General features: G+C 73.5%; 12 protein-coding genes. 6 read left to right on the top strand and 6 right to left on the bottom strand.

Annotation, left to right across the window (positions count from 1 at the left end; translation table 11 throughout):
* Positions 1-3 precede the first annotated feature (3 nt).
* Both COUCH_RS35825 and COUCH_RS35820 read right to left on the bottom strand, forming a co-directional pair.
* Positions 4-2,070, bottom strand: a complete 2,067-nt coding sequence (locus tag COUCH_RS35825) for an ArnT family glycosyltransferase (RefSeq protein WP_249609559.1) — start codon at positions 2,068-2,070, stop codon at positions 4-6.
* Between the two features lie 74 nt (positions 2,071-2,144).
* Positions 2,145-3,224 carry a 3-deoxy-7-phosphoheptulonate synthase gene (locus tag COUCH_RS35820; RefSeq protein ID WP_275980039.1) on the bottom strand — a complete coding sequence of 360 codons (1,080 nt, stop codon included), beginning with the start codon at positions 3,222-3,224 and terminating at the stop codon, positions 2,145-2,147.
* Between the two features lie 294 nt (positions 3,225-3,518).
* Here COUCH_RS35820 and COUCH_RS35815 point away from each other — a divergent pair, with 294 nt between their 5' ends.
* Positions 3,519-3,923, top strand: a complete 405-nt coding sequence (locus COUCH_RS35815) for a hypothetical protein (RefSeq protein WP_249609558.1) — start codon at positions 3,519-3,521, stop codon at positions 3,921-3,923.
* Here COUCH_RS35815 and COUCH_RS35810 read toward each other — a convergent pair.
* Positions 3,870-5,345, bottom strand: coding sequence for a sensor histidine kinase (locus COUCH_RS35810; RefSeq protein WP_249613919.1), 1,476 nt, complete (start codon positions 5,343-5,345; stop codon positions 3,870-3,872). The two genes, COUCH_RS35815 and COUCH_RS35810, sit on opposite strands and share 54 nt — an antisense overlap.
* Positions 5,346-5,427: 82 nt before the next feature.
* Positions 5,428-6,165: a response regulator transcription factor gene (locus tag COUCH_RS35805; protein ID WP_249609557.1), complete on the bottom strand. Its 738-nt coding sequence runs from the start codon at positions 6,163-6,165 to the stop codon at positions 5,428-5,430.
* A 139-nt stretch (positions 6,166-6,304) separates the two neighbouring features.
* Here COUCH_RS35805 and COUCH_RS35800 point away from each other — a divergent pair, with 139 nt between their 5' ends.
* Complete coding sequence (locus COUCH_RS35800; protein ID WP_249609556.1) at positions 6,305-6,532, top strand: hypothetical protein; 228 nt, start codon at positions 6,305-6,307, stop codon at positions 6,530-6,532.
* A 60-nt stretch (positions 6,533-6,592) separates the two neighbouring features.
* A complete protein-coding gene (locus COUCH_RS35795) occupies positions 6,593-8,011 on the top strand; it encodes an RCC1 domain-containing protein (protein ID WP_249609555.1) in 1,419 nt (472 codons plus the stop codon).
* Here the strand turns inward: COUCH_RS35795 and COUCH_RS35790 are convergent.
* On the bottom strand, positions 7,998-10,160 hold the full coding sequence (locus tag COUCH_RS35790) for a hypothetical protein (protein WP_249609554.1): 2,163 nt from the start codon (positions 10,158-10,160) through the stop codon (positions 7,998-8,000). The two genes, COUCH_RS35795 and COUCH_RS35790, sit on opposite strands and share 14 nt — an antisense overlap.
* Positions 10,161-10,296: 136 nt before the next feature.
* Here COUCH_RS35790 and COUCH_RS35785 point away from each other — a divergent pair, with 136 nt between their 5' ends.
* Positions 10,297-10,686 carry a tetratricopeptide repeat protein gene (locus COUCH_RS35785; protein ID WP_199515205.1) on the top strand — a complete coding sequence of 130 codons (390 nt, stop codon included), beginning with the start codon at positions 10,297-10,299 and terminating at the stop codon, positions 10,684-10,686.
* Between the two features lie 9 nt (positions 10,687-10,695).
* The gene (locus tag COUCH_RS35780; protein WP_249609553.1) at positions 10,696-10,980 is read left to right on the top strand and encodes a Smr/MutS family protein; all 285 of its coding nucleotides are present in this window, start codon (positions 10,696-10,698) and stop codon (positions 10,978-10,980) included.
* A gap of 5 nt (positions 10,981-10,985) precedes the next feature.
* Here COUCH_RS35780 and COUCH_RS35775 read toward each other — a convergent pair whose 3' ends face one another.
* Positions 10,986-13,361, bottom strand: a complete 2,376-nt coding sequence (locus tag COUCH_RS35775) for a M28 family peptidase (RefSeq protein ID WP_249609552.1) — start codon at positions 13,359-13,361, stop codon at positions 10,986-10,988.
* A 69-nt stretch (positions 13,362-13,430) separates the two neighbouring features.
* On the opposite strand from COUCH_RS35775, the gene COUCH_RS35770 reads away from it, so the two are divergent.
* Positions 13,431-13,778: a hypothetical protein gene (locus tag COUCH_RS35770; protein WP_199515208.1), complete on the top strand. Its 348-nt coding sequence runs from the start codon at positions 13,431-13,433 to the stop codon at positions 13,776-13,778.
* Positions 13,779-13,788 lie beyond the last annotated feature (10 nt).

The raw sequence follows: 13,788 nt of genomic DNA, 5'->3' as shown, positions 1-13,788 counted from the left end.
GGATCACTGGGTGGCGGTCAGGTCGTAGATGGTGACGCCGTCGACCGTCTGTGACGGGAACGTCTCGGCGACCCACGAGGCGATCTGGGAGCCGGCGTTGCTGCCGCCGGTGCCGCCGCCACGGCCGCCGCCGAAGCCGCCCCCGCCGATGAAGTAGTGGATCTTCTTCTCGGCCACGTACCGCTGGAACTGGGCGAGGGTGGGCGACGGGTCGCTGCCGTTGAAGCCGCCGATCGCCATGACCGGGTCCTGCGTCGCGAGCTGGTAGCCCGAGGCGCTCTGCGAGCCGACCGCCGCGGCGACCCAGGTGTACTGGTCGGCGTTCGCGTCGAGCAGTGCCTTCATCTGATCGCTGACGCTGGCCGCATCGAGCAGGCCACCCATGCCGCCGCCGCGCATCCCGCCGTCACGGAAGCCGCCCTGCGGCGTTCCGGTGCCGGTGCCCGTTCCGGTGCCGGTGCCGGTTCCGCCGGGAGCGCCACCCGGGAACCCGCCACCCGGGAACCCGCCGCGCGGGAATCCCCCGCCGGGGAAGCCGCCGCCCGGCCCCCCGCGGCCACCACGCCCGCCGCCCGGGCCGAAACCGCCCTGCGTCGCCGGGCCCGCCGAAGGGATCGACCCGGTGTGCGGCTCGGACGCCGTCTGCACCGCATACGCCGCCGGGCCGGCGAGCACCGCGCCCAGTGCGAGCGCCGCACTGGCCAGGGCCACCTTCGCGGGCAGCCGCAGCGAGGCGAGCACCCCGAGGGCCGCCACGACGCCGCCGATCAGCACGACCCAGCGCAGCCACGGCACGAAGTCCGGGCTCCAGCCGAGCATGTGCCACGACCACCACGCGGTCACGCCGATCGCCGCGGCCAGCGTCAGCGCGGCGAAAGCGTTGCGCCGGTGCCGCCACAGCAAGGCCGAGCCCATGCCCACCACGGCACCGACGGCCGGCGCCAGCGCCACTGTGTAGTACGCGTGGAAGATGCCCTGCATGAAGCTGAAGACCAGCGTGGTGCCCACGAGCCAGCTGCCCCACAGGATCAGCCCGGCCCGCAGCCGGTCCGTACGCGCCGCCCGCAGCGTGAGCACGAGGCCCGCGACCAGGACGATCAGCGCGGCGGGCAGCAGCCAGGAGATCTGACCGCCCTGGGCGGCGTCGAACATGCGCAGGATGCCGGTCTCGCCCCAGCCGCCGCCGTTCCCGCCGCCACCGCCGCCGACGCTTCCGGCCTCGTCACCGTTCAGCCGGCCGAGGCCGTTGTAGCCCAGGGTCAGCTCGAGCAGGCTGTTGTTCTGCGACCCGCCGATGTACGGCCGCATCGACGCCGGCACCAGCTCGACGATCGCGATGTACCAGCCCGCCGACACGACGACCGCGAGCCCGGCCAGGACCAGCTGCACGAGGCGCTTGCCGAGCTTCGGGGGACCGGCGACCAGGTACGCCAGCGCGTACGCCGGCACCACGAGCAGCGCCTGCAGCATCTTGGTGAGGAAGCCGAAGCCGACGAACGCCCCGGCCAGCAGCAGCCACGTCGTCGACCCGGACTCGATCGCGCGGACGGTCGCGTACGCCCCGGCGACCATGAGCAGCACGAGCAGCGCGTCCGGGTTGTTGAACCGGAACATCAGCACGGCGATCGGGGTCAGCGCGGACACCGTGCCCGCGATGAGGCCGGCCGCGGGGCCGTACCAGCGGCGGACCGTGGCGAAGAGCAGGCCGGTCGTGGCGACGCCCATCAGCGCCTGCGGGACCAGGATGCTCCACGAGCTCAGGCCGAAGATGCGGACGGACAGCGCCATCACCCACAGCGAGGCGGGCGTCTTGTCCACGGTGATCGAGTTCGCCGCGTCCGAGGAGCCGAAGAAGAACGCCTTCCAGCTCTGCGAACCGGCCTGGACGGCCGCCGAGTAGAAGGCGTTGCCCCAGCCCGACGCGCCCAGCCCCCAGATGTAGAGAACTCCGGTGAGCAGAAGCAACGAGATCAGCGCGGGGCGCACCCACCGTGCGTCGCGGGCCGCGGAGGGCTCGGCCGGCGGGTACCCCGGCTCCACCGTCGGCGGTACGGGCAACGTCGAGGTCATCATGGGTCCTTAAGGCAGGCGGAAGCACTTGACCCTCGTACTGTCTTCCGCCCGCCTGTCGGGCCCTTATGTCGTTACTGTGCGGCCGCTGTGAGGCTCGAACGGCGCTTGGCGGCGGCCGTGGCGAGCCGCTCCAGCACCGCCACGGTCGGCTCCCAGCCCATGCACGCGTCGGTGACGCTCTGGCCGTACGTGAGCTCCCCGCCCAGGTCCTGGCGCCCCGGGACGAGGAAGCTCTCCAGCATCACGCCGCGGATGCCCTGCTGCCCCGCCTCCAGCTGCCCGGCGATGTCGTCGGCCACGATCGGCTGGCGCAGGTGGTCCTTGTTGCTGTTGCCGTGCGAGCAGTCGACCACCACCCGCTCGGGCAGGCCCGCGTCCCGCAGCAGCGCGAGCGACGCCTGCACGTCCTCGGCGCTGTAGTTGGGGCCCTTGCCACCGCGCAGCACGAGGTGACAGTCCGGGTTCCCGGTGGTGTGCATGATCGCCGGGGTGCCGGAGACGTCGATGCCGGGGAAGACGTGCGGCACGGCGGCGGCGTTGATCGCGTCGATGGCGGTGGCGATGCTGCCGTCCGGGCGGTTCTTCATGCCGATCGGCATGGACAGGCCGGAGGCGAGCTGCCGGTGCACCTGCGATTCCACCGTACGGGCGCCGATCGCGCCCCACGCCACGGTGTCGGCGATGTACTGCGGCGTGATCGGGTCGAGGAACTCCACGGCGACGGGCAGGTCCCGTTCGAGCACCTGCAGCAGCAGGGCCCGGGCGGTCCGCAGCCCCTTGCCCACGTCCCCGGTGCCGTCGAGCGCGGGGTCGTTGATCAGGCCCTTCCAGCCGACCGTGGACCGCGGCTTCTCGAAGTACACCCGCATGACGATCAGCAGGTCGTCGGCGAGCCGCCCGCGTTCGGCGGCGAGCCGGTCGGCGTACTCGGCTGCGGCCGCCGGGTCGTGCACCGAGCAGGGCCCGACCACGACGAGCAGGCGGGGATCTCGGCCGTCCAGGACGGCTTCCACCTGCCGCCGGCCGTCCAGCACGCTCGCCGACAACTCGTGGGTCAGCGGCAGCTCGTGGTGCAGCAGGGCGGGGCTCATCAGCGGGACGACGCGCTCGATGCGGTGGTCGCTGACCCGCTGGACCTCGGGGATGGTCACGGCTGTCTTCCTTCTCCGCCGGCATTCCCGGGGCCGGCGTCCCCGAGCTCAGGCCGGCTCGTCGCAAACGAAAAGGCAGCGACTCAAGTCGCTGCCTCTGCCGGCCCTGCTGGGGTGTCTCAGGTCATGAACTCATGGCCGAGGCACCGGCGAAGGCCGGCCACTCAAACCATGAATACGTGGGCAACCACGAATACCAACGGGACACGCCGTCATCGTAGCCCATCGCTGTCGCGCGATGTCCGTCAGCCGGGGTATGGGCACATGCAAGTTGCGTGTGCTGACATGAGACGCATGAACAACGCGAGCGCGCCGTACCTCCTGGAGGGTCTGGCCGAGCTCTCCCCGGCCGAGCGGCACCAGGCGGTCTCCCTGGTGGTCCTGCGGGTCTGGGAGACGCCGCAGATCCTGCTCGGCGACATTCCGCCGGCGCAGGCGCTGGCGGCGATCGCGGCGGTCGCCGCGGGGCTGCCCGGCGCCCAGGGCCGGCCCTGGCTGGACGACCGGCTGCGCGCCGCGGCGGTGCCCGGCGTGACCGGCGAACTGGCCGGCCGCGCGCTGTGCGCCCTGGACGTGCTCGTGGGCCGTGACCGCGAATCGGTTCCGCTCGAACTGCACGTCTCCGACGGCGACGCGGCCGGTGCGCTACTGGACGACCTGCGTGACGTACTCATGGACGGGCTCCGGCGGGGCCTGTAGCTGCGGGCTCGCCGGCAGCCGGACCGTGAACTCTGTACGGCCCGGGACGCTGTCCACGCCGACCGTGCCGCCGTGCGCGCTCACCACCGCGTGCACGATCGACAGGCCGAGGCCCGTACTGCCCGCCGCCCGCGAGCGCGAGCTGTCCCCGCGCGCGAACCGTTCGAAGATCTTCGGCTGCAACTCCCGCGGGATGCCCGGCCCGGCGTCGGTCACCCGGATCACCGCCGTGCCGTCCTCCTGCCCGACGCCGACCGTCACGGTCGTGCCCTCCGGCGTGTGCGTCCGGGCGTTGGCCAGCAAGTTCGCCAGCACCTGGTGCAGGCGCTGCTCGTCGCCGGTGACCGTGACCGGCTCCTCCGGCAGGTCCAGCTGCCAGTCGTGGCGCGGACCCGCCGCGTGCGCGTCGCTCACCGCGTTGACGACCAGCATCGTCAGGTCGACCGGGTCGTGCGCCAGCGGCCGTCCCGCGTCCAGCCGGGCCAGCAGCAGCAGGTCCTCGACCAGCGCGGTCATCCGCTTCGCCTCGGACTCCACCCGGCCCAGCACGTGGCCGATCTCGTCGGGCACCGGCTGGCGGCTGCGGCGGCTCAGCTCGGCGTAGCCGCGGATCGCCGCCAGCGGGGTGCGCAGCTCGTGGCTCGCGTCGGCGACGAACTGACGTACCTGCATCTCGCTGGCGTGCCGCGCCTCCAGCGCGTTGCCGACGTGGTCGAGCATCCGGTTCAGCGCGGCGCCGACGGCGCCGACCTCGGTGCGCGGGTCGGTGTCGGCCTCGGGCACCCGCTGGGCCAGGTCCACCTCGCCGCGGTCCAGCTCCAGCTCGGAGACGCGGGTCGCGGTCGCCGCGACCCGGTTCAACGGCTTGAGCGTACGGCGGATGATCACCGCTCCGGCCCACCCGGCGGCCACCAGCGCGAGCAGCACCGCCCCGCCGGTGACCAGCGCGACGGCCAGCAGCGTCTGATCGGTCTCCTTCAGCGGGAGCGCCGCGACGACGACGCCGTCCTGGGTGGTCGTGGAGACGACGCGGTAGTCACCGAGCTCGCCGAGATCGAGGTCGCGCGGATCGTTGTCCGGTGTCACCGAGCCCAGCCGGCTGACGGTCTCGTCGGGCAGGCGTTCGTACTGGTAGTCGTAGTAGCCCTCGGCGTCGGAGCGCAGCGTGACCATGCCGCCGTCCACGCCGCCGCCGGCGGTGAGGTTGAGGAAGATCGAGTCGGCCCGGGCGCCGGGCGGCACCCGGCCGCTGAACTGGCCGCCGCCGAGGTGCGGCTCGCCGCCGGGGAAGCTCGGCCGCTTCTGCGCCCGGCCCGCCGTCTCCTGGAGCTGGGTGTCGAGGCGCTTGTAGAGGGTGTTGTGCAGGTAGATCTCGGCGGTGGCGCCGACGACCAGGCCGAGGACCGTCAGCAGCACCACCATGATCGCGATGAGCCGGGTCCGCAGCGACCAGCCCGCCGGGGAGCGCCAGCGGGCCGGGTGGGTGGTGACGGCGGCGGGCACGTCAGTCCGCCGGCTTCAGCACGTAGCCCGCGCCGCGCATCGTGTGGATCATCGGGGCCCGGCCGGCGTCGATCTTCTTGCGCAGGTACGAGATGTAGAGCTCGACCACGTTCGCCTGGCCGCCGAAGTCGTAGTTCCACACCCGGTCGAGGATCTGGCTCTTGCTGAGCACCCGGCGGGGGTTGCGCATGAGGTAGCGCAGCAGCTCGAACTCCGTGGCGGTCAGCGTGACCAGGTCGCCGCCGCGGCGTACCTCGTGGCTGTCCTCGTCGAGGGTGAGGTCGCCGACGACGAGCTGGGACTCCGTGCGCATCGGGGAATGACCCATGCGGCGCATCAGCCCGCGCAGCCGGGCCACGACCTCCTCCAGGCTGAACGGCTTCGTCACGTAGTCGTCGCCGCCCGCGGTGAGGCCGGTGACGCGGTCCTCGACGGAGTCCTTCGCGGTCAGGAACAGCACCGGGACCTCGGGCGTCTCGCCGCGCAGCCGGCGCAGCACCTCGAGGCCGTCGATGTCCGGGAGCATCATGTCGAGCACCACGGCGTCCGGGCGGAAGTCGCGCGCGGTGCGTACGGCCGTCAGCCCGTCGCCCGCGCTGCGGACGTCCCAGCCCTCGTACCGCAGCGCCATGGAGAGCAGCTCCGCCAGGGTGGGCTCGTCGTCGACCACGAGGACGCGGACCGGGCCGCCGTCGGGCCGGCGGAGCTCGCTGCTGGGGTCTGCGTTCGCCATCGTCATGTCCCCACTGTGGCGGGCGACGCTTTGCCGCGCCTTTCCGCTTCCTGTGTAGCACCTGTGGGTCCGGCCCACAGGCACGCCACGGAGTTCGCACAGCTCGGTGACGGTGCCGGCCGGGAACCTGAGTGGCATGACGGACATGACGATCACCCGTTTCCCCCTCCGGACGGCCCAGCGGCGTGCGGTCGGCGCCGCGGTGGCCGCGGTGCTGGCGGTGGCGGCCGCGTTCGGGCCCGGCCCGCAGCTCGTGACCCGGCTCGGCGCCGGTGAGCAGGTCGGCTTCTCGACACTGAGCGCCGCCGACACGATCCGCAGCAGCACCGTGCTCGCCGAGGTGCCCGCCGCGGGTGTGTCGGAATCGGACTAAACGCTTGATACTCCGCATAATTGCCCGCGTTGTATCGGGCGGCGGAGCGGAGACACACGGGTGCGACACCGGATCGGAACGGCGCTCGCCGCGCTCGCCATGGTCGCCCTGACAGCGGCGCCGGCCGCAGCGGACGCACCGTACCCGGCCGGCGTCAGCGCGGACGACCTGCGCGCCGCCGGCGTGAGCGAAGGTGTCGTCGCCGCCGGCGGAGCGCACTCCTGCACGGTCACCAGCCTCGGCGACGTCTACTGCTGGGGCGACGACTCGTCCGGGCAGCTCGGCGACGGAACCAGCACGCACGCCGGCGGGCAGGCGGTGTTCGCCTTCCGGACCGCGGTGCAGGTCGACGCGGGACGGGCGCACACCTGCGCGGTCGGCGCGGACGGGAACGCGTACTGCTGGGGGGACGACTCCGCGGGCCAGCTGGGGACCGGCACGGCAGGGGACCGCGACGAGCCGGCCGAGGTCACCGGGCTCGACGGCCACCTGATCGTGCAGGTCGCCACGGGCGCCCGGCACACCTGTGCGGTCGACGACGAGGGCGCCGCCTGGTGCTGGGGTGACGGCTCGGCGGCGCCCGTACGGGTCACCGGCATCGCCGGCCCGATCGTCGACATCGCCGCCGGCGGGAACACCACGTGCGCTGCCACCGCCGGGGGAGCGGCGTACTGCTGGTCCTCGGGTGAGGCGCCGGCACGGATCGCCGAGGCGCGACGGGCGCGCCAGGTCGCGGTCGCGGGCAAGCGGGCGTGCTTCCTCGACACCGACGGGCGCGCGTCCTGCGGCGGAGCGAGGCTGGACACCGGCGGGGCGGAGCTCGACCGCATCAGCGCCGCGGGCGACCGCGTCTGTGGCGTCGACCGTGAGGGGCGCGCGTCCTGCTGGACGACGGACGGCGAGCGCAGCGGCGTCGACGGCAGGATGCGGGACCTCGACGTGGGGGCTGACCGCGCGTGCGGCGTCGGCGTCGAGGGGTACGTGTCCTGCTGGGGTGCGGACGGTGTGCCCGTACGGGTCGGGGGACTGCCGCGCCCGCCCGGCGCGGCCACCGGTGTGCAGGTACGCGCCCTCGACGGCGGCCTGCGGATCTCCTGGCACCCCCCGGCCGACCTCGGCTCCGGACCGTTCGAGTTCTTCTGGGCGGCGACCGCGGACTACGCCTCCGGGTGCGTGCTGACCGTCGCCACGGCGTCCGGCTGCGAGGTGCTGGGGCTGCGCAACGGCCGCACGTACGACGTGGCGGTGGTCGTACGCACCCGGGACGGCCTGACGATCAGCGACTACGTGACCGCCGCGCCGTCCGAGGTCGCCCCGGAACCGTCCGGATCGGCGTACCCGTCGGCGCCGCCGCGCGAGTTGCAGCCAGGCGAGGGCGGCGGGCTGCCGGTCACCGGGCTGAGCCCGGTGGCGCTGCTCTCCATCGGCACGATGCTGCTCGGCGGCGGCCTGGTCGCCCTGCTCGTCAAGAAGCCGTGACCTCGAACGCGGCGTCGCGGAACTGCCCGGCGCCGGCCTTCAGCCGCTCGGCGTAGTACACGCGGTTCCAGTTGGTCCACGTCACGTGCCCGGCGGTCTGGTCCGTGCCGGACGCCGACACGGACACGCCGATGCCCGGGCTGACCTGGGTCGTCAGCCCCTTCCCCGGCACGCCCACCGTGTGCCGGGACGGGTCGGCGTACCCGAGCATCGCCCACGGCACGCGTACGACGAGGTCGTCGCCGTCGCGGTACCAGAGGTTGCGGCTGTCCTCGTCCGGGGTGCCGTACCGCAGCAGGCCCGCGTTCTGGATCTCGGCGGGCAGCCGCTCGCCGGTCGTCGGGACCCGCAGGTCCCGGTTGACGATCAGCTCGAAGCGCCGCCAGCCCTCCGGCGCCGGCCCGCGCCGCCCGAGCGGGACGGCGTAGTCCAGCGGCATCGGGTCGAGCCGGCTGCGCAGGTACGCCTGCCCGGTGCGAGCGATCGGGTCCAGCACGAACGCGGCGTCCGCCTCGCGGTTGCCGGTGCCCGGCGCGGGTGGCCCGGTCAGGGCGGGAAGCACGTCGAAGCCGACCGTGAGCGCGTTCGGCGCCGGCGTCCCCAGCCGGATCCGCAGCTGGACGAAGGACTCGTCGACCCGTGCGGTGACCCGCCGCGCCGGCCAGGCCGACTCGTCGTCGAGCAGGTACTCCGCGGCGGCGTCCGGTGAGCCGGCCGCGTCCATCGCGATGAGCCCGAAGTGCTGCTCGTTCGTCAGCGGGTCGTGCCACAGCTGGCGGCGCTCCGCGACCTGGTGCTCGATGGTGTTCCAGGTGAACTTGAACCACTCGTCCACCCAGCCGAAGACGAACCCGCCGGACAGGCCCTGGTCCTTGATGAGCCGAAGCAGCTCCGCGTCGATCCGCATCGCCTCGCGCTCGCTGTGGTCACCCTGGGAGCGCCCGAGCGGGCCGTTGTGCGCCGACCCGATCGACGACGGCACGCCGAACTCGGTGATCACCGTGGGCATGTCGCGGTGGTGGCGGCGCAGGGCTGCGAGATATCCCGCGTACGGGTCGGCCCGGCCGTTGTAGTGGTAGCGCTGCAGCGCCGGCTCGTGCCGCTGGAAGTCCGGGTAGTACGGGTACGCGTGATAGCTGGCGAAGGTCCCGGCCGGCCACTGCGCAGTGGGCAGCACGTGGTTGGCGTCGATCTGCAGCAGGTCCTCGGTGTCGAGGGGTTCCTCCGGGTGCCGCAACGGGTCGGTCGTCGGCCAGTTCACGAAGGCGATCGGCTGGCTGAGCCCCTGCGCCGCCTCGTACGCCGCCAGCTCGTCCATCCGGGCGGCCAGCCAGCGCTCGGTGGGCGAGGCCTGGGCGGTGCTGCGGAAGTACCGGCCGCGGACCGGGGGAGCGTCGCGGTTGCGCAGGTCGGAGCGGTGGCCGCCGGACGGGTCCACCTCCAGCCCCACGATCCACCCGGCGAGCCACGGGGTCACGTCGGTGTCCCAGGTGCCGGCGGCCCGGCCCGGGCGGGGGTCGCGGGTCAGCCGGCCGCGTACGGCCGCGCTCGCGTCCCGGATCTCCTCGCGGAACGCCGTGGTCACACCGCGGTCGTAGAGGTCGCCCTTCTCGGCGTAGGACTCGTCCGGTGGGTACACGCCCTGCATGAGGTAGAGGGGCCGGTCCGGGTTGCCGCGGTTGTAGCGGGCGAGCTCCTGATAGAAGGCGGGCGGGTGGATGGTGTAGATCCGCAGCACCCGGATGCCGAGCCAGCCCATCGCCGCGAACCACGTGCGGTACTGCCCGGCGGAGATCGACAGTTCGCCCGGCTGATGGCCCGGCGTGGTGCTGCCCAGGTTGACCCCGGGCAGGAACGTCATGTCGCCGGACGCGGTGTGCAGGGCGAAGGTGCGGCCCCGGGCGGTCGCGACGCTCGCCAGCCCGCGGCCGAGGCGGGGTGCGGGCGCCCAGGACGGACCGGCCGGCGGGGCGCCGAGCGCCTGCATGCCGGGGATCGCGAACGCCGCGGAGGTCAGCGGTGGCCGGGGCGTGGCGCCCGCCAGGAAGAGGCACATGGTCAGCGTGACGAGCCCGATCACGGCCGCCTTGGCGCGTGCGGGCGGCGGGCGTACGGGCGCCTGGACGAGATGGGCCGGGAAGTCCCCCACTACGGCATTGTGCTGGGTGGGAGCTTGCTGAATGGGGTGAATTGTCGGTAAAGCGGAGCCGGGGAACACTCGCCGTTCGCCTCAAGTTGTGCCAGCGTTGGTCACAGTGAGCGGCGCGAGCGTGGGGAGCGGGTTCATGGATCTTCTGGAGGAGTACCGCAGGGCCACCTTCGTCTTCGAGTCCGGCGACCCGCTCGGTGCGGCCCGGATGCTCGAGCCGATCGTGGAGGCGGAGCCGCACAACACCGCCGTCCGCCAGCTGCTCGCCCGGGCGTACTTCAACTCGGCGCAGCTCGCCGGTGCGGAGGCCCAGCTGAGAGCGCTGATCGACCGTGACCCATCGGACCACTACGCGCACCACGTGCTCGGCCGGACCCTGGAGAGGGCCGGCCGTTTCAGTGAGGCGCTGCCCCACCTGCGGCTGGCGGCGGCGATGAAGCGGCACGACGACTACGAGACCGCGCTGCGCCGGGTCGAGACGTGGGTCGGCAAGAACGGCGGCCGGACCGCGTACGGCGCTGAGTAGGCTGCCGACGTGAAGCTCAAGCTGGATCTCCACGACATCTTCAACAAGGGCACCGAGATCGACAAGGCGCTGCGCGGCATCATCGACGAGGCGATCCAGAAGAAGGCCTCGCTGGTCGAGATCATCCCGGGCAAGGGCAGCGGCGCGCTGAAGAAGAAGGTGCTGCGCTTCCTCGACCAGAAGGACGTGAAGCAGCTGTACCACCGCGTCGAGAAGGACGGCGACAACTGGGGACGGCTGTTCGTGCACTTCCGCCACGACGCGCCCACCGGACGCCGGGGCCGGGGACGGTAGCGGCTTCAGAACGTGTAGGTCTTCGCGACCGCCAGCATCTCCGAGCTGTGCGAGCCCACGACCCCCACCGCCGCCGGACGGGCCTGGAAGCCGGGCAGCGCGGACAGGCCGTCGCTCGCGTCCATTGCGCGAACCCGCAGCGGCGCTCCGGCGCGTACGGTCAGCACGACGTCCACGCCGGCCGGGGGCGGGCCGTGGAAGACGAAGCCGAAGCCCCACACGCCGCCCGCCGTACGGTCCACCGGCACCTGCCGGCCGCCCACCGTCGCGCTCGTGACCTGGGCGTCCGCGGCCACGTGCAGCGTCACCAGCCGCACCGGGCGCTGCGGCGTGACCCGCAGGGTGACCGTACGGTCGGTGCCCCCGGTCGTGTCGGAGACCTTGGTGACCGCGGGCGCCGGCAGATCGGCGGGCTGAGCGGGGCCCGAGAGCAGCTTCTCCGGGCCGAACGCCGGGAGGGTGTCGGTGACGGCGGCCGGCTTGTCGCCGACGTAGCGCCCCGTCCAGTGGTTGGGCGTGCCCGACGCGCTCAGCCAGCGGGCCCGGCCGGTGTCCGCGTCGAGCGCGTACATCAGGTGGGTGGGCGCCGGGTGGGCCCGGTCGAAGCGGTCCACGGACAGGCCCACCGCCACGGCCACGACCGTCGCGACGAGTGCCGCCACCGTGGGCAGGGCGGCGCGACGGCGGGCGCGCAGCGCGTCCATGCCGCGCTGACCGCCGGCCCGGGGGTGCAGCAGGTCGACGATCGGCAGCAGCGCGAGGGCGAGCAGCGTCGCGATGAAGGCGCCGGAGCCCGCCAGGTTCATGCCCAGCGCCGGGAAGAACATGACGAGCGTCGGCAGCAGGATGACCACTGCGACGCAGCCGCCGACGGTCAGCACGAGGGCGGCCGCGAACCTGCGGCGTAGCAGGATCGCCGCGATGCCCGCGAGCGCCGCGGCGAGCGCCGGCAGCGCGGTGAGGTAGGAACCGCCGGGGGCGAGTGCGGCCAGGAGGACGCCGATCAGCGCCGGCCAGAACAGGCCCGCGACGGCCAGGGCGGCCGGGCCGATCCGGCGGCGCAGGAGGGCGTACCAGGCGAACACCACGGCCGCGGTCAGGGCCACCACGGCCAGCCTGTACCCCCACGGGCGGTACGGGTCGATCGGCATTTCGGCGTACCCCGGACGCATGATCTTCACCAGCGACCAGAGCAGCTGGGCGAGTACCGGGGCGGCCAGGACCGGCACGAGGGTGAGGCCGGCGGCGGCGATCTGCCGGGGTGCGGACGCCAGCCGGCGGCGGCGCGAGAGCCAGGCCAGCACGAGCACCGCGACCAGCGCCAGGACGGCCAGGGGCCAGGTCCACGAGCCCGGGTAGTGCACCAGTGCGCCCGGCACCGTGAAGTACGTGGCGTCACCGCCCGACCGGAGCCCGGGCAGGTCGCGATTGCCCAGCTCACGGGTGAGGGACAGGACGTTGTCGCCGTGGTGCTGCAGGCTGTCCCGGTTCATCGCCCCGGGCGTGTCCAGCGGCGTGTGGTAGACCGCCGCCCCGTCGATGTACGCCGAGTTCAGCCCGGTGAAGCCCTTCTCCCGGAACGCCGTGAAGTCGGTGTCGTTGGGCAGCAGCCGGTACACCTCGACGGCGAACGACGTACCCACCGGGTGGGCCGCGTGGGCGAAGACGCTCACCAGCCCCGCGTTGCGGGCGGCGGTCTCGAACATGATCGCCGGGCCGGTGCTGCCGCGCGCCTCCAGGTTGAGCACGACGCCGCCGTCCCGGGCCAGCGGGTGCTGGTCCACGAACGCCTTCGCGCCGCACAGGCAGGCCTCCTCGGCGTCGGTCAGCACGAACACGACGTCGTTGCGCAGGCGCGGGCCGCTGGTGAGCGCGCGGGCCGCCTCCAGGATCGCCGACGTGCCCGCCGCGTCGTCGTTGCCGCCCGGACCGGTCTGCACCGAGTCGTAGTGCGCCACCAGGAAGATGCGGCCGGTGGAGGCCGTACCGGGCCAGAGCGCGACCACGTTGCGGACCCGGGCGAGGCCGATGCCGCCGGCGCTCGAGGACAGCTCGCTGCCCTGCACCGACACCGTGTCCTGCACCTCGGGGTTCAGGCCGAGGCCGCGCAGCGTGCTCAGGACGTGCTCACGGGCGGCGTCGTTGGCCGCGCTGCCGGCCACGTGCGGCTGCGTCGCGAGCGCCTGGACGTGCGCGAAGGCGCGGCCCGCACTGAACTGCGCGGCGGGGGCGTCGGCGGGACGGGCCGCCGGGGGATGCACGCTCTGCAGCGCCAGCGCGCCGACCGCGGTCAGGAGCAGGACCGCGACGAGCGCCGCCCAGCCCCGGCGAGCGGGGCGGGCCAGCGCCCGGTCCGCGGCTTCGACGCTCGGCACGCCCACAGACACACCCCCGCACGCTCGTCACCCTGGCCGGGCGATCTTACGGCCCGGTGGCATAACTTTGTCCCCGTGACAGCCCCGATCGACCCCGCCGCCGTCCTCGCCGATTTCGTCGGGCGGGTGGCACCGTACGACCCGGCACCGGAGGCGGGAGCGGTCGCCGTGCTCGGGCTGCGTACGGCCCTCGGCGACGTGACGTTCCAGCTCGGCGACCACGTCGTGCGGGCGCTGTGCCGGGCGCTCGAGGCGTACCGGGATCCCGAGGACCGCGGCCTGTGCATCGGGTGCGGCAGCCGGCAGCTCGACGAGAACCTGCACTGCCGGGACTGCGGGCGCCTGCACGGCATCCTCGGCGAGGTCATCGCGCGCCACGCCCGGCGGGTCGCGGAGGATCCCTCGTACGGTCCGCCCGCGTGAACGCCGCCCC

The sequence above is a fragment of the Couchioplanes caeruleus genome (assembly GCF_023499255.1).
Classification (GTDB): Bacteria; Actinomycetota; Actinomycetes; order Mycobacteriales; family Micromonosporaceae; genus Actinoplanes; species Actinoplanes caeruleus_A.
The sequence above is the reverse complement of the archived record's forward strand: the minus strand, read 5'-3'. Positions and strand labels throughout refer to the sequence as shown.